17 protein-coding genes and 1 pseudogene are annotated in these 15,955 nt (G+C 28.7%); 13 read left to right on the top strand and 5 right to left on the bottom strand.

The features are described from left to right. Positions 1-113 precede the first annotated feature (113 nt). Positions 114-1,433: an IS66 family transposase gene (tnpC, locus tag CC89_RS04095; protein WP_286161301.1), complete on the bottom strand. Its 1,320-nt coding sequence runs from the start codon at positions 1,431-1,433 to the stop codon at positions 114-116. A gap of 253 nt (positions 1,434-1,686) precedes the next feature. On the opposite strand from tnpC, the gene CC89_RS04100 reads away from it, so the two are divergent. Beyond that, the gene (locus tag CC89_RS04100) at positions 1,687-2,214 is read left to right on the top strand and encodes a VanZ family protein (RefSeq protein WP_035289346.1); all 528 of its coding nucleotides are present in this window, start codon (positions 1,687-1,689) and stop codon (positions 2,212-2,214) included. A gap of 21 nt (positions 2,215-2,235) precedes the next feature. Continuing rightward, a complete protein-coding gene (locus CC89_RS20365) occupies positions 2,236-2,409 on the top strand; it encodes a hypothetical protein (protein ID WP_185750670.1) in 174 nt (57 codons plus the stop codon). 95 nt (positions 2,410-2,504) lie between these two features. Here CC89_RS20365 and CC89_RS04105 read toward each other — a convergent pair whose 3' ends face one another. Further along, a complete protein-coding gene (locus CC89_RS04105) occupies positions 2,505-3,125 on the bottom strand; it encodes a hypothetical protein (protein ID WP_035289350.1) in 621 nt (206 codons plus the stop codon). Positions 3,126-3,890: 765 nt separating this feature from the next. Here CC89_RS04105 and CC89_RS04110 point away from each other — a divergent pair. Beyond that, complete coding sequence (locus tag CC89_RS04110; RefSeq protein ID WP_035289353.1) at positions 3,891-4,313, top strand: YjdF family protein; 423 nt, start codon at positions 3,891-3,893, stop codon at positions 4,311-4,313. A 311-nt stretch (positions 4,314-4,624) separates the two neighbouring features. Here CC89_RS04110 and CC89_RS04115 read toward each other — a convergent pair whose 3' ends face one another. Then, complete coding sequence (locus tag CC89_RS04115) at positions 4,625-5,404, bottom strand: DUF5694 domain-containing protein (RefSeq protein WP_035289356.1); 780 nt, start codon at positions 5,402-5,404, stop codon at positions 4,625-4,627. A 763-nt stretch (positions 5,405-6,167) separates the two neighbouring features. Here CC89_RS04115 and CC89_RS04120 point away from each other — a divergent pair. From CC89_RS04120 to CC89_RS04130, 3 genes are all read left to right on the top strand, one after another. Beyond that, entirely contained in the window at positions 6,168-6,719 is a 552-nt protein-coding gene (locus tag CC89_RS04120) for a sugar O-acetyltransferase (protein WP_035289359.1), read from the top strand. A 148-nt stretch (positions 6,720-6,867) separates the two neighbouring features. Further along, positions 6,868-7,251, top strand: coding sequence for a hypothetical protein (locus CC89_RS04125; RefSeq protein WP_035289361.1), 384 nt, complete (start codon positions 6,868-6,870; stop codon positions 7,249-7,251). A 19-nt stretch (positions 7,252-7,270) separates the two neighbouring features. Further along, positions 7,271-7,870, top strand: coding sequence for a GNAT family N-acetyltransferase (locus CC89_RS04130; protein WP_035289364.1), 600 nt, complete (start codon positions 7,271-7,273; stop codon positions 7,868-7,870). A 155-nt stretch (positions 7,871-8,025) separates the two neighbouring features. On the opposite strand, the pseudogene CC89_RS04135 reads toward CC89_RS04130, so the two are convergent. Both CC89_RS04135 and CC89_RS04140 read right to left on the bottom strand, forming a co-directional pair. Beyond that, positions 8,026-8,314: pseudogene (locus CC89_RS04135) on the bottom strand (dicarboxylate/amino acid:cation symporter); the annotation flags it as partial. 16 nt (positions 8,315-8,330) lie between these two features. After that, positions 8,331-9,209: an FUSC family protein gene (locus CC89_RS04140; protein WP_035289370.1), complete on the bottom strand. Its 879-nt coding sequence runs from the start codon at positions 9,207-9,209 to the stop codon at positions 8,331-8,333. A gap of 611 nt (positions 9,210-9,820) precedes the next feature. Between CC89_RS04140 and CC89_RS04145 the strand changes: the two genes are divergently transcribed. The 7 genes from CC89_RS04145 (at position 9,821) to CC89_RS04175 (ending at position 15,942) form a co-directional block, all read left to right on the top strand. Then, a complete protein-coding gene (locus tag CC89_RS04145) occupies positions 9,821-10,897 on the top strand; it encodes a uroporphyrinogen decarboxylase family protein (RefSeq protein ID WP_081896955.1) in 1,077 nt (358 codons plus the stop codon). A 238-nt stretch (positions 10,898-11,135) separates the two neighbouring features. Beyond that, complete coding sequence (locus CC89_RS04150) at positions 11,136-11,459, top strand: hypothetical protein (RefSeq protein ID WP_035289372.1); 324 nt, start codon at positions 11,136-11,138, stop codon at positions 11,457-11,459. A gap of 1 nt (position 11,460) precedes the next feature. Next, positions 11,461-12,504, top strand: a complete 1,044-nt coding sequence (locus tag CC89_RS04155) for a V-type ATPase subunit (RefSeq protein ID WP_035289375.1) — start codon at positions 11,461-11,463, stop codon at positions 12,502-12,504. A 24-nt stretch (positions 12,505-12,528) separates the two neighbouring features. Continuing rightward, positions 12,529-14,496, top strand: coding sequence for a V-type ATP synthase subunit I (locus CC89_RS04160; protein ID WP_035289379.1), 1,968 nt, complete (start codon positions 12,529-12,531; stop codon positions 14,494-14,496). A gap of 22 nt (positions 14,497-14,518) precedes the next feature. Further along, entirely contained in the window at positions 14,519-14,944 is a 426-nt protein-coding gene (locus CC89_RS04165; RefSeq protein WP_035289381.1) for an ATP synthase subunit C, read from the top strand. Positions 14,945-14,985: 41 nt separating this feature from the next. Beyond that, positions 14,986-15,294, top strand: a complete 309-nt coding sequence (locus CC89_RS04170; RefSeq protein WP_035289382.1) for a V-type ATP synthase subunit F — start codon at positions 14,986-14,988, stop codon at positions 15,292-15,294. A gap of 27 nt (positions 15,295-15,321) precedes the next feature. After that, positions 15,322-15,942 (top strand): V-type ATP synthase subunit E, encoded by a 621-nt coding sequence (locus CC89_RS04175; RefSeq protein WP_035289386.1) that lies wholly within the window; start codon positions 15,322-15,324, stop codon positions 15,940-15,942. The last annotated feature ends 13 nt before the right edge of the window (positions 15,943-15,955 follow it).

The following is a 15,955-nucleotide window of genomic DNA, read 5'->3' on the forward strand; positions in this document are numbered from 1 at the left end:
GATTCTATACAATCTAAAGCATTTTTACCTTGTTTTCTTACAGTAGATACATATCCACGAATCCTAGTAAAAGCGTTAGCTCCCGTAGAACTTCTGAATGTTCCTGAAATCTTTTATTTTACTTTAGCCATACGTAAATCACGTTCGGCTAAGTTATTATCAAAAGGTATATCAAAGTCATACATAAAAGCAAGCACTTGATCTTTATAGCCACTTAATCTATTGAGAAGATTAAGGCTTACACTTTTCTTTACCTTTTTCTTAGAATATAATTCAACATTTTTAGCATAGTCTTCATTAAAACCAGCTTTAAGTATTTCATCATACTTAGATTCAAAATCTTGAATTTTATTTAAAGGTAAAGCATTATGTTTGTCATTAGCTAAATCTACTTCTTTTTTTATTTCTAACAATAGATCTTTCATAGGCTTTGCCCAGTTTTGACCTTGTAATTCAGTTATACCATTAAGTTCTCTTAATATATGAGCATTACATAGAGCATGGTTACATTTAGTATATTTATAGTAAGTTTTAAAACCATCGTGGACTGACGTCCCAGTGAAGTTTGGAAGTATTGTAATATCATCAATAGCTTTTTTACCACGTTTTTCATGACATTCATAGTAAGTAAGATTTTCATTAGAAGCTACATGAAGCCATTGACGCTTTTTGTCGATATACATACCTGTTTCATCAAAATGAACAGCTTTTGTAGATGAAGTAAGGAAATTTCTAATTTTATTTGTTATAGCTTCTAATTTATCATGGCAGCTTTGATTAAAAGTTACCATACTACCTTGACTTAAGTGAATATTGAATAAATCCTCAATGAGTTCAACCCCTCGTTTATAAGGAATGAGCTGATACTGTGTTAAATAAACAGCTATCGCTTTTAACTGCTCGCCATATTGGACTGTATTTTTAATTTCTTCTGGAAAGCTAGCTGTGTTTTTACTTTTACAATGAGGACATATTTTAACTTCTGCTCTATGCTCTACAATTTTAACTTTTATATCTGGTATATCTATAATTTGACGAACAATATATCTTTCAGGAGAGACATTTTTTAGGGATGCTCCGCATTCAGTACATTGTTCTACCTTATGAATTTCAATTTCATCAGGATTATCATTTAGGCACAGTGTTGTTCCTTCATGACCTTCTTGACCGCCAGGTTTTTTACCTGATTTTGTTCTTAAACTTTTAGTTTTCTTTTTGAAACCATCTGACGATGGTGGTTTACTACTATTATTACTATTTTTATTGATTTGACTCTCTAATGATTTTACAAGCTGGTTTAGAGCCTTGTTATCTTTAGAAAGTTTATCTATCTTTGAATTTTGTTCTTTTATTTGATTAGATAGCATTTTAATAGTATCTATTACTTGAGATATACCTTGGTTGTAGATCTCAATAATTTTGCTTTCGCTCACCAAGTGCTACCACTTTTATCATTAGTTTTTGCAAGACAGGGTTTATGATAACAGAAAATAATGATAAATGGAAGAGATATCTTTAATAAATTAATAATAACAGCAAACTTAAATTATTTTAATAGCTGAATAGTTATGGGGATTTTTAAAATATACTGGTATATTAAATCTCAGATATGATAATTGTTTGGAATAACAAAGAACAGAAATTCAGAGAATAAGCAGTGATGAAATGAAAAATGGAGGTATTATTATGAATAAACGGGAACGAATTAAAACAATATTTTTATATGGTGTTTTCATTTGTTACATACTTTTGTTAATTAAAATATTGTTGTTATCAAGAATTTCACATTTGGAGCATAGGTCAATCAATCTCATTCCTTTTTATAGTATAATGCAATATATATCTGGTAGCACTGCAAATTTAAAAAAATTTGCTTTTAGTAATTTGGTTGGAAATATCGTTATTTTTATTCCTCTTGGTGTATATTTGCCATTACTCAAAAAAGATAAAAGAGTAATCACCAATCTGTTGTTTATATTTATAGTGAGTTTATTTGTTGAAATCATTCAGGGGGTTTTAGGCATGGGAGCATCAGACATTGATGACATAATTTTAAATTGCTTGGGTGGATGGGCTGGTATTTTAGGATATAAGTTTTTATTGTTACTATTACGAGATGAGAAAAAAGTACGTACTACAATCACAATACTATCTGCTATTGTAGGATTACCTGTTCTATTATATTTATTATTCATGGTGAGATTGAGGCTCTGAATATATTTATCTTTAGAAAGATTGGTTATAGATAAAGATAAAGAAAAGAATATAATAAAATCTAAAATAAAGGAACTAAGAAAAGAAATAAATGAAAAGCACAAAAATGAGCTTTCAAGAAACGAATGGATAGATAAGGTAGAAGTTATCAAAGTCATTGATAAATCTAACTTTGAAGTAGTTTGGAGAATGTAATGTTGGTTGGACAACAAAGATTGTGTAAGACAAGTTGAATAATGGTTAATATAAAGAGAGATAGAAGAGATTCTATCTCTCTTTATTATGAAAATCTAATAACCGTAAGCGGTAATTACATGTGCCTGACAATCACCCCGTATACAAACAATTAAATATTGTTCTATTGTATTAAGGCGATTATGACAAGTATATTTACTTAAGGTTAATGGAGTTTTTAAATTAGTAGAATTTTCTAAGGAAGTATAAGGCTTTTTTAATATAAGTTTATTATAACTTTTAACTTGCATTTGCAATTTTAAATTTACACCAGGTATTGGGTCTGATGTAGTACCAAAATTTATTGGGTCACTAGCGGTAACATTACAAGTAAAGTGGTATCCAGGATTAGCGAAGATTGAATAAGGAGAAACAGTTGCGTCAGCTAAATAGTGACCAGAAGAATTAAAATTTCCATTACAACCATAAGAGATAAATAATACTATTTCAGCTATAGTATCATTTTTTGCATTTGTAAAATTAAATCTGAAAGGTCCATATCTTCTTAAAACAAACCCTTCCATATCTGACCAACTTGCATTTGGAGGTAAGATAGATACAGAAGTTGAATTAAAAGTTATATTTGAATTTTGTGTTTTAATATTATAGTCATATTTTATCATTCCTGATTCGGAAAAATTACAAGTGTTAAATTTGTGATTTTCCTCTATATTCAATTTGAACTCACTCTCCATAATAATTAAAATTTAATAGTATTTTTGATTAAAATAATATATTATGATTAACCCACAATAAGGTAGAATGTAATGGAATTATGAAATTTCTCCTCCATGATTTGCATAAGAGCTAGGAACAATAAATTTAATTTAAGAAATTCTAATCTTTTAGCCATATAAAATTATCTAACGCTCACATTCAGCGTCCTGCCTCAGGTTCGCTAGCCTAGCGTCCTTTTAAGGGTTACGATAATTTTATCTGTCTAAAAGAAGAATTTCTAAAATTAAATTTAAATAGTTCCTTCGCTTCTTATGCAACTCATTCCAGAGAAATTTCATAATTCAAGCAATGTAATACTTATTGTGGGTTAATCATATTATATAATATGTAATATGATAAAAATAAATTGTTTGTTACAAAAATTTTTTAAATATAATTTAGCTTGGTATGGTGAAGTTAATTAGATTTTATGAAATATTAATTGTGGAAAATGTAGTGAAAATTAGACAACAAAAATTGTATAATAATTTCATAATAAAAATAGTTAGTTTTAAATAAATTAAATTTTTTTATTATATTAAATATAAAATTAAAAAATATATAGTTTATTGTATTTTGCCAACAATTTTGGTAAATTAGTATGTAGAGATAAAAACACAGTTTCTGTTGGTAGTCAGAACCTATATAAATTTAATATAGCAGTAACCTGCCCTCCTGGGGTTGTCCATTCTCTAGAGATTTTAATTTAACAGGAGGAGATGTTTATGATAACATCAATTAAATTAACAGTTCTTTTCAATGAACCTTTTTGGATAGGTGTATTTGAAGTATATGAGAATGATGGTTATAAAGTATGTAAGGTGACTTTTGGATCGGAGCCTAAAGATGAAGAGATTCATCAATTTATATTAAAAGAATTTAAAAATTTAAAGTTCAGTAGTATAATAGCCAATTCAAATGAAAAATTAGGCATAAGACGGGAAAATCCCAAAAGGATGCAAAGAAAAATTAGAAAAGAAACTAAAAACGAGGGTATAGGAACTAAGGCTCAAATAGCTTTAAAAGAACAGTTTGAAGAAAATAAGTTAATTAACAAAAAAATTAACAAAGAGCGAAAAAATGAAATGGAAGAAAGAAAGTTTCAATTAAAGCAGACGAAAAAGAAAGAAAAGCATAAAGGGCATTAGAAGAATAATTGCACAGTATAAAATTAAAGGTTTATTTTTAAAGAATATTTGATATCTTATAAATAAGAAGAGGCTTAGTGCTGGTAACACTAAGCCAATCCTAGAACGTTTTTAGTTTTAGGGCTATTGGATTTTAGTTAAATAAACTAGATTATGAAATTAGTGCTTGCGTTTGGTGGACGGAGCATTTTTTTCATTTGTCTTAAATTTAATTTTAAGACTTTTTATACTAATATGTACTTCAAAATCACAAAGTTTCGAAGTCAACCAACTCTTTTTTAGGAAATATAGTAATACCTTAATGAAATTTCTTAAGACAAGTAGTCTAAAGCTTCTACATAATCTAAATCAAGAGAATCATTAATAAAGTCTCTTAAGAGTTTTAGATGAGCGGCTCCATATAAAACTAACACCCGATCGTTATTATTGCAAATATGTTTTAAATTAGAGAAAATGTGAAGATTTCTTTTATACCATGAAGCAACGAAATCTATTCCTACAGAGTCGTCCCCTATTTCAACATCGTTGAAAGGTAAAAATGAAGTTATGTGTTGAAATTCATTAGTTTTTTTATTATTAAAAAATCTATATATTTCTGTAATACTTGTTTCCTTAGTAAATATTTCATAATACTTATTTGCAAATTTCATAAATGATCCATTGAGTTTTTGATATAAAGTATCATTTTCTTTAGCTTTCTCAAATACGAGGGGTTGAGTCCAACCATCATAGTAGTCAATACTATATATGTGATTTATTTTATTGTATTTAGCTAAATCAAATGCAAACTTAATTCGTTCATCTATTGGATTAGTAATGTTATAATCTGCCCCTTTTATACCAATTTGGCCCAACATTATATTTAAATCTAAATCTGGTTTGTGCAAAAATTTCTGAAAAAGTTCATTATGCTTGTCTTCTTCGCTAGGTGTTAATTCAACACATAGTTTATTAGGTTTAAATAGTGATATTTTTTTTATAATTTCTTTTAATTCATTTTGAGGATTCTTGTTTTGAATTTTAATAATGTCAATGCTTTCCTCCATTCTAAAGTGGAAGGTACCTAAAATCATAATTTTTGGCTTATTCATAATTTCTCCTTTATTATTTTTGTATTAAAAAATACTTATTTTTAGTAAATTCTCAAAAATCTAATTTTTGAAAATAATACAAATCATTAATCACATTTTATATAATTAGCCGATTTCTGTCAATGTGATGCTTTTGTTATTAATTCCATAGAATTATAATTTACATATTGAGCAAAATAGTAAGGTGATAATATTTTAAATACTTATCTTGGTGGTTTAATACACGAGATATTGAGAGGAGTGAATGTTATGAATGAAAAACATGATTGTTCTTGTGCAAGTCAACAAGAAAAGGAAAAGAAAGCTAATAACTCTAGAACCAAACATAGTAAAAAGACACATAAAAAAGATTAATATTAATTTTTAACAGTGCGCCCTTGAATATTACAAAGTAGCATTTAGGGGTGCTTTTCTTTTTCTTTAAATACACTAAAACGTATAAGGAAAACATTTAAAATATGTACAGCTATAGGAAGTAGTGGTAATATATTTATATAAGGTGATCCATAAAAGTAAGGCACATTCAAATAAATAATAAGTTAGTATGCTAGTCTATTTTGCGTCATACTGCGTCAGCAGAACCCACCGATAGTCCTACTAGCGGTGGAACCTGCTTTCTTGTATGACACAAAATATACCAGCATCTTTGACTTGTTATTTCTTTTCATGTACCTAAAATAAAATGTGTCTTTAAAGGATTACGTTTTAATTATGCTTTTGATAAAGTGATTATTAGCATTAGATTTATAGGAGGTAAAAAATCATGAAAAGTGAAAAAGAAAAAATGTTATCAGGAGATTTATATAATGCTGGTGATGAACAACTGGTTAAGGAAAGAGATTATGCAAGAAATTTAACTTTTGAGTTTAATCATACAAAACCAAGTGAAAAAGAGATAAGGCAGGAAATTATAAAGAAACTGATCAATACAAAAGGTTTATTTCATATTGAAGCACCATTTAATTGTGATTACGGCTATAATATTAAGGTTGGTGAAAATTTTTTCGCTAACTTTGGTTGTACTATACTCGATGTAAATAGGGTTGAAATTGGTGATAATGTACTTTTAGCACCAAATGTTCAAATCTATACTGCTGCTCATCCTGTTGATCCTATTGAGAGACTCAATGGAAAAGAATGTGCAAAAATCATTGTCATAGGAAATAATGTTTGGGTTGGTGGTGGAACAATAATATGCCCAGGGGTTAAAATTGGAGATAATGTAACTATAGGAGCAGGAAGTGTTGTTACTAAAGATATACCTGATAATGTAATTGCTGTAGGAAATCCGTGCAAGGTTATTAAAAGTATATAGATATGGTATAAGCATAGATTTTTAAGAAGATAAGGTATATTTTAAATTTGTGGAATGAGCTTTTACCTTGAATATTTATTTGAGTTTTGCTTGATGAGACAGCACAGTTTTATTTCATAAAGGATAAATATAATTTGGAGGAAAGTATATGTTATGCAGAGAAGATATTATTAAAATACTTAAAAATATGGATTTACCTTCAAATGAGTATTGGATAACTTCCGGTGCGGCGTTGGTAATTCATGGGATTAAAGAAGAAACAAATGATATTGATTTAGGAGTTACAACTAATTTGATAGAGCACTTTTTAAATAAAGGTTGTAAATATAGTTTGGCGGAGGATAATTCCAGAATCGTAACAGTAAATGATCATATAGAACTATTGGAAAATTGGTTTGTTGATGAAATAGAATTTATTGATGGGCTGCCAGTAGGTACTTTAGAAAGTATAAAAAAGCAGAAAGCTGAGCTAGGAAGAGAAAAAGATAGTAGAGATATTAAAATCATAGATGAATATATAAAAAAATTATAAATTGAAAATGGGTGAAAGCATGGAAATTAAAAATGAAATTATTATTTTGCGGGATTTTATTAAACAGGATATAGAGGATAGAATCTATTGGGAAACGGTAGAAACTGAATGGCAACTATGGGATGCTCCATGGGAATATGATGAGGGAGAGGAAATATTTAATCCTGAAAAGTATCGTGAGGAAAAACTTGCATGGATTGAAAAAGATAAGGATAACAGTAGAATACGAAGTGTATTCCAAATTTGTATAAATAACAAAAAAAAATCTCATATTGGGTGGTGCAGTTGGTATTATATTGATGATAGTTATGAATACACAAGAAAACAGGGGAAATGTACAATTGGAATCGATATACCACCACTTTCCGCGAGACACAAAGGCTATGCTACATCTGCATGGGTTCTCTTTATACAATATTTGATATCAAAAGGAATTGAAGATATATATACTCAAACTTGGTCAGGCAATAAGAGATTGATAGGTCTTGCAACAAAGCTAGGATTCGAAGAATGTCATCGTAAAATTGCATTTAGGAAAGTGCGAGGAGAAATGTATGATGGATTGACTTTTAGATTAAACATGAATAAATTTTTTAGATATATAAACTTAGCGAAGTGAGTGTCACTAGACATGCGATTCAAATTGAACAAGAAAAGATATTTAATATGTTATTTGAAGAATGGTTGTATAGGATAGAGGGAGATTCATCTAAAAATGCATATTAAAAAGTAATAAAGCAAGAACTTTATAAAGTTCTTGCTTTATTTGAATAATTATTCACTAAAATTAAGTTGAGTTTCTTCAGTTTTGTAAAAGATTTCTGCATCTAGTTCGTTTTCTGATTTAGCAACCCATAGTGTAACTATGGCGTCTCCAGTTATATTAATAACAGTACGACACATATCAAGAATTCTGTCTACTCCTATTATCATAGCTATTCCTTCTACTGGAAGTCCTATGGATTGAAGAACCATGAACCATGGAGAGAGTTATCATACCAACTCCAGGAACTTCTTCAGTGCCAATAGATGCTAATGTAGCTGTAAGTACAACAGTTACAAGTTGAGAAAATGAAATATTAAAAAGCAATGTTAATTTTCTTCAATTCTTCTAAAAGAATTAAAAGTTTATTTACATGATAGTTAAATATAAGGTCTAAGTTTGTTGATAAACAGCCTTTATTAGAATTTATTTCTTCATCAAATAGTTTTTTATATTTAGAAGCATTATCAAAATTTAATTTACAATCCTCTTTTAAGCTATTTATAGTAAATAAGTGAATGTAAGCATTGCTACATATATTTAATATTTTTTTTATATTATCCACTTTTATATTATCTGTTTTTTGCAACTTAATTTCATTTAAGTAAGTTTTGAGTGAATTTTCTGAGTTATCTATTTCTTTCTGAAGTTTAATTATGTTTAAATTTGATGTATTTTTAATTAAACTTCTAGAAAATAAAAAAATATCATCTATAAGAGTATTGCAATTAGAGTACATTTTATTTAAATAATTCGGTGGTGAGATTAGATAATTTACTAGTACAGCAATGGCAATACCTATAAATGTTTCTAAGAGTCTAGTTACACTGTATATAAAAGGAATTTGACCTTTCATATTGGTCATGATAGCTAGAAAAACTATACATGCTATAGTTATAGAACTTTTTTTATTAAGTAAATTACAAAAATAAATAACTGCAATTATCCCAATACCAGTTAAGATGGAGTTTTCTGGATGTACAAGAGCAAAAACAAGGCCTATAAGAGCACCTACAGAAGTGCCTATCATTCTATTTTTACCCGTTATAAATGAATCGGAAACTGAACTTTGCATACTTATTACAGCAGCAATGCACGCATAAAAAGGGTAATGCATATTCAGTAATTTTAGTGTTACTATACATAAAAAAACAGACAATGCTGTTTTGATTGTACGCATACCTATTTTTGACATGGGTATCTATCCTTTCGTTAAATATATAAAGTGAAATTTAGTTATTTATAGTATTTGTTTTAATGTCATAATGTGATTAAAACACAAAAAGGTACAATGTGGTGGAATTATGAAATTTCTCTTCCATGACTTGCATAATAGCTGGGAACAATAAATTTAAATAGTTCCCTTGCTCCTTATGCAAGTCATTACAGAGAAGTTTCATAATTCAAGTAATTTAATACTTTTAGGGGATAATCATAATGTAAGTATATCAAAATTTATTGTATAAATAAATAAAGTTATAAGTTTTTTTATATAGAGTTTTTATTATAACAAGAATTTAGAAAACGTTATATAGAGTAGAGGCAAATTACAGGGAGTACTTAATTTAATATAATATTGGAATATTAGTATGAACAATTTAAGAATAAATATTCAAATTTGGGAAATATTCAAAAATCAATTTAGTGTGATAAAAAGTTTAGTTAAAATGCTATTAAAAATTGTAATACATAAAATGAAATGTATGGAATTTTTCTATTGGATAAGTATAGGGTAATGCCATAAAATAGGTATGAGATTTATTAGGTCAAATAGTAGAGGGAAAATAATAGGGAGTGATTAGCAAAATGGAGAGATATATAAAACCAGACCAAATGACACCGAAGGAAAGAACGGATGCCTTTGCTAGAGGACAAGAAATAGACAGAATTCCTTGTATGCCTCAAATGGGAGTAACTATGGCTAATTTGATGGGTATAACTACTTATGAATATTATCATTCTGCAGAGAGAATGGCTGAGCTAGAAATATTTTTATTTGAAAAAATAAGACCGGACAGCGTTGGCGTAGGAACTACATTAAGAGGTGTGGCAGAAGCTATGGGGAGCAAAATAGGCTATCCACCTAATGGAATTTCTTATTTAGAGGAACCTGTACTTAAAGATATACGAGATGCACATAATTTATTGCCAGCAGATCCTTATAAGGATGGAAAATTACCACTCTGCTTAAAGGCTTTAAAAATTGTTATTGATAAAATAGGCCATTTGGTAGATGTAGGTAGTGATATAGCAGGACCTTTTAGTGCAGCAGCGGCAGTAGTAGGCACAGAAAACTTATTAAAAGGAATGATAAAGTATCCAGACAAAGTGCACACATTATTAGAGGTGGTCACAGAGACAAATTTAAGAATAGTTGAAGCGTTTGCTCAGTATGGGGTAGGATTATGTATGTCTGATCCAGTGGCATCTACAAGTTTAATAAGTGTTAAGCAATTCAAAGAATTTGCTATGCCTTATCAAAAGAAATGTGTGGACAAGATGAAAGAACTTACAGGAAAAGGCACTACTATCCACATATGCGGGAGAAGTAGAGAAATATGGGAACCCATTTTGGAAACGGGAATTACTACATTTAGCTTAGATAATGCTGAGGATATGGAAGAAGCTAAAAATGTTATGGGAGATAGAGTTTGTATAGTAGGAAATCTAAAGCCTGTTGATACCATGCGAAATGGAACTATTGAAGATGTAATGATGGAAGCTAAAGAATGCATAAGAAAATCCTATGATAGTAAAATGGGATATATATTGAGTACAGGATGCCAAATACCTATGGGTACACCTATAGAAAATATACAGGCGCTTATGGATGCTGCTAGGATTTATGGAAGATGCCCTATAGATAAGGAAATTTTAAAATAGATGATAGAAATTATGTTCGGGATAGGTTAATGGTAGGGGGATAATAAAATTATAAAAGGGGAAACAGAATTTCATTATTTTAAAATTCTGTTTCCCCTTTTATAATTATTGGAATACATTACGTATATTTGAATATAAGTATTCATGTAAGATTTTATTAATAATTTTGAAGTGAAAGCACATATTGACATGTAGTCATAAAAGGAATAGAATTTATTAATTATAGGGGGGTGATAAAGTGGAATTCACTATAAAAAAGATAATATCTATAGATAAGAATGCTCAGAAATTTAGAGAAGAAATGGATAAAAAAATACATATGGAAAGTAGGGAGTTAGAAAATATCATCCTAGCCATGAATGAAAAGTCAAAAATACAAATAGAGAAAAATCAAATGGACTTAATGGAGTCTAAGATAGGAAAAGCTAATGATGAAGCACAAATAATTCTAATTCAAGGCAAGGAAATTTCAAAAGAGATTACAGAAAAATTTTATAAAAAAGAAAATAATATTTTAGAAGAAATATTTAATGAGATAATAGCCTCGCTAGAGGAGGAATAGTATGAATAGTGTGGTAAGGTATTCTGCAATTAATACAAAGATAAGGGCATTAGAAGGTAAAATGTTAACAGACAAGCAGTATCGAGAGCTTATGGAATGTAAATCTTATAGAGAAGCTATTTTGTATTTGAAAAATGAAACTTCATATGCTGAGGCCTTTAAGGGATATGATACAGAAAAAATAAATAGGGGTTTTTTGGAGTTTATTTTGAAAAGAAATTATATAAATGGATTTGCGAAGTTAAGTAATTATTTAGTAGGTGATTATAAAAAATTCCTAAAGATATTTCTTATGAGATTTGAAATTGAAGATTTGAAGGTAATTATAAGAGGAAAATATATAGGAAAAAGCACAGAAAAAATAAGAGAACATTTGATATATAAAGGACGTCTAAATTATGTGGATTATGAAAAAATTATAGACGCTAAGAGTGTAGAAGATGTAGTTCAAAGGCTTAAAAGCACTCCATATTATAATCATTTATCACCAGTTGTACCATATGTAAAAGCTGAAGGATTATTTAGAGTAGAGATGGCATTGGATTTTGCTTACTTTAGTTCCGTAAGAAAATTTGTAGACAAAATTTCTAAGGAGGATAGAGCAGAAATTAAAAAAACAATAGGTATAGAAGCTGACCTTTTAAATATACAGTGGATATTTAGAGGGAAAATATACTATAATCTTCCTCCAGAGATTCTTTTTAACTACACTATTTATGATGGATATAAGCTTAAATCATCAGATATAAAAGAGCTTTGCTATGTAAAAGATCAAGAGCAATTTTATGAAGTTTTAAATAAATTTAAATATAGAGACATTTTTATAAGAGGTAAGGATGAATATCTAATGGAAAAGAATGTAATAGCTTATCTTAAAGGCATTTTTCAAAAAAGTAAAAGAGAGAACAAATTAAATATAAGTTTTTTACTAAGCTATATAAAACTTGTGATAATAGAAGTTAGAAATATTATATCCATAGTTGAAAACAAAAGATATAATATTGAAAAACAAGAAGCAATAAAATATGTAAGTATTACTTATTAGCAGTACTATAAGGAGGGATTATGTTTGGCAATAGAAAAAATGGTCATGTTAAATATAGTGGGTCCTAAATCTTATTTAAATGAAGTTGCCAAGAAAGTTGTATTATTAGGTGCTATACATCCCGTAAATGCCATAGAGGAAATAGATACAACGGATTTTACATTTCCTACAACGGAGGATAATATAAAAGCTTTAGAAGATGTATGCTATATAAGGCCCTACGGGGAAGAAGATGATTATGGCGATTTAAGTAAAAAGATAAAAAGCTTTGAAGAAATATATAAGGGAGTAGAAAAGGTTTCTTTGAGGAAGGAAGAATTACTGTACTCTATGGATGATATGGAGTCCCTTATTTGTGAACTAGAAGAAAAAATAAGTTATAAGTATAACATATTAAAAGAATTAAGGAATAAAAAAAACCAGTTGGAGCAAAAAATAGAACGTTTTAAATATATCGAAAACTTAGATATAGATATTAAAGAACTTTACGAACTTAACAATTTTGACTTCAAAATAATAAAAATTCAAAATGATAATATACCAAAACTTAAATACAATTATGAAAATATACCTTCAATAGTTTTAAAAATATACTCCCATTCAGAGTATTCTGCGTACATGGTTTTCACTCCCAAGTCTCTATATATAGAATCGGAGAGAATATTTAAGGCATTAAGTAGTGAAATAATAGAAATAACAGGAGAGCCTAGGGGGACTCCCAGTGAAATTTTAAAAGGCTTAAAAACAGAACTAAATAAAGTAGATGAAAACATATCTATTAGTGAAAAGAAAGTTAAAGAACTTTTAAAAGAGAACAATAAGAAGCTTTTAATACTACAGAAGAGTTTTGAATTAGAAATGAAGGGTAAAGAAATTAAAAGCTATACAGGAGTGACAGAGGAATTTTTTTATTTATGTGGATGGATACCTGTTAACTCTTTAAAAAGTTTTAAAAATGCATTAAAAGATTTAGATAACAAATTAATAGTTATAAAGAAGAACTCAAATGAAATAAACCCTAATTTAACACCGCCTACAAAGCTTAAAAATAATAAAATTACAAAACCTTTTGAATCCATGGTAAACATGTATGGTGTACCATCTTATAAAGAAATAGATCCTACAGGATTTTTAGCCATAACATATATGATAATGTTTGGAATAATGTTTGGTGATTTAGGTCAGGGGTTAGTATTTGTATTGGCAGGAATCTTATTAAAATATAAAAAATCCAGAGTTAATTTTGGGGGAGTCTTAACCAGAATAGGCATAAGTTCTTGTATATTTGGAGCTTTATATGGAAGCTTTTTTGGATTTGAAAATGTAATACCAGCGGCATTAGGAAGACCTATGGAAAATATAAATAAAGTATTAATATATGCTATAGGCTTTGGATGTGTATTGCTGCTAGGTGGGTATGTATTTAATTTTATAAACTGTTACAAAAGAAAAGATATAAAAGAAGGAATATTTGGCAGTAACGGTTTAGCAGGGCTTATATTTTATATATGTTTTATAGGCTGTATATTTACAAAGCTTACAAAATCTAAATTTCAAATGCCTGCTGTAGCTTGGATAATAATGTTTATAACATTAATAGCTGCTATATTGTTTAAGGAACCTTTGTCAAACTTAGTTATAGGTAAAAAACCTTTATATAGTGAGAGTAAAGGGGATTACTATATAGAAAGTGGATTTGGAATATTAGAGGTATTTTTAAGTATGTTATCAAATACTTTATCCTTTATAAGAGTAGGAGCATTTGCTATAAACCATGCAGGGTTGTTTTTAGCCTTTTCAGCTATAGCATCCATGATGAATAATGGAGTGGGAAGTACTTTAATGTATGTTTTAGGCAACCTAGTAATAATAGGACTTGAGGGTCTTATAGTGTTTATACAAGGATTAAGATTAGAGTACTATGAACTTTTTAGTAAATATTACGAAGGAGGAGGAATTAGTTATTCTCCAGTTAATATAAATTTACTTTAAGATTAGAAAGGGGACATAATAAATGTATATTTTATTAGTAATAACATTTTTAGTAGTAATAGGAACTATAACTTATGGAGTAGTAGAAAATTTAAAGGGAAATTTAGAGGGAAAAAAGAAGGTAAAAAAAGCTTTAAAAATAAATTTAGGTGCTTTTATTCCCGTAATGAGTGGCTCTATAGTATTTATGATACCTAATATAGTACAAGCAGCAGGACAAAGTACAGCTAATTCTTCAACAGGTATGGGATATATAGCAGCTGCCCTATGTACTGGACTCGCAACTATAGGGGCAGGTTATGCGGTAGGAGCTGTTGGATCTTCAGCACTAGGAGCAGTTTCAGAGGATTCTAAAATTTTAGGTAAAACTCTTATATTTGTAGGACTTGCTGAAGGAATTGCTATATATGGACTTATAATTTCTATAATGATATTAATGAGATTATAAATAAAGTTATAAATATTAAAAGCTGTGGAGTTGATTGTATAATGAAAGCTTATTTGATAAGTGATAACAGGGATACTTATAAAGGATTAAACATAGCTGGTATAAATGGAGCTGTGGCTCACAGTAAGGGAGAAGTTCTGGAGATTTTATCCAAACTTCTTCAAGATAAAAATATTGGCATTATTATTTTTACAGAAAAAATAGTGGACATGATACCTGAAAAAATAGATTCTCTGAAAATTTCCAAGGGACTTCCTTTGATAGTTGAAATACCTGATAGGCATGGAAGCTCTAGGGGAAATGATACTATATTAAAATATGTAAAAGAGTCTATAGGCATTAATTTGTAGTTATTTTAAAGAGAGAGGGTGTTTATTTTGACCACTATAGATGATAAAATAAAGCTTTTTACAAAGTTTACCTATGATAAGATTCAGGCTGAAAAGGGAATTGAGTTAGAAAAGATACAAAATATGAAAGAAAAAGTCATAAAGGAAGAAGAGCAAAAAATAAAAAAGATAGAAGACTTAGAGATGAAAGAGGCTTTGAAGAAGGCAGAATTAAAAGCTAATGAAATACTTGCCAAAGCTAAATCTGAAAACCATCAAAAATTATTAAATTTAAAGGAAGATTTAATAGGAAAAGTTTATAAAGATGTGATGAATAAACTAATGAAATTTACTGATAAAGAGGAATACAAAGATTTATTAATTAAAATAATTAAGTCAACCCTTGAACAATGTGAAGAAGGGGAATATAAGATGTATTTAACTATAAAGGATTATGATAAATACTATAAAGATGTAGAAGCCTTGATAAAAGAATTTAAGAATATTAAAGTAACTATAGAAAAAGCTAGACAAGATATAATAGGAGGAGTAATTATAGAGGATTCAAAGAACAAAATGAGAATAGATAATAGTCTTGGTGTTAGGCTTAAGGATAGTATTTGGGATATTGGTTTAAAGGTTACAGAAAATGTTGATTTTGAAAAATAGAAAGGAGGGTGTA

This window comes from Clostridium sp. KNHs214 (genome assembly GCF_000744935.1).
Lineage (GTDB): Bacteria > Bacillota > Clostridia > Clostridiales > Clostridiaceae > Haloimpatiens.

What these genes read in the sequence shown, in the direction of transcription:
- CC89_RS04100 (WP_035289346.1), top strand. Translation starts at nt 1,687, where the DNA reads ATGAATAAACGGGAACGAATTAAAACAATATTTTTATATGGTGTTTTC.
- CC89_RS04110 (WP_035289353.1), top strand. Translation starts at nt 3,891, where the DNA reads ATGATAACATCAATTAAATTAACAGTTCTTTTCAATGAACCTTTTTGG.
- CC89_RS04115 (WP_035289356.1), bottom strand. Translation starts at nt 5,404, where the DNA reads ATGAATAAGCCAAAAATTATGATTTTAGGTACCTTCCACTTTAGAATG.
- CC89_RS04120 (WP_035289359.1), top strand. Translation starts at nt 6,168, where the DNA reads ATGAAAAGTGAAAAAGAAAAAATGTTATCAGGAGATTTATATAATGCT.
- CC89_RS04125 (WP_035289361.1), top strand. Translation starts at nt 6,868, where the DNA reads ATGTTATGCAGAGAAGATATTATTAAAATACTTAAAAATATGGATTTA.
- CC89_RS04130 (WP_035289364.1), top strand. Translation starts at nt 7,271, where the DNA reads ATGGAAATTAAAAATGAAATTATTATTTTGCGGGATTTTATTAAACAG.
- CC89_RS04140 (WP_035289370.1), bottom strand. Translation starts at nt 9,209, where the DNA reads ATGTCAAAAATAGGTATGCGTACAATCAAAACAGCATTGTCTGTTTTT.
- CC89_RS04145 (WP_081896955.1), top strand. Translation starts at nt 9,821, where the DNA reads ATGGAGAGATATATAAAACCAGACCAAATGACACCGAAGGAAAGAACG.
- CC89_RS04155 (WP_035289375.1), top strand. Translation starts at nt 11,461, where the DNA reads ATGAATAGTGTGGTAAGGTATTCTGCAATTAATACAAAGATAAGGGCA.
- CC89_RS04165 (WP_035289381.1), top strand. Translation starts at nt 14,519, where the DNA reads ATGTATATTTTATTAGTAATAACATTTTTAGTAGTAATAGGAACTATA.
- CC89_RS04170 (WP_035289382.1), top strand. Translation starts at nt 14,986, where the DNA reads ATGAAAGCTTATTTGATAAGTGATAACAGGGATACTTATAAAGGATTA.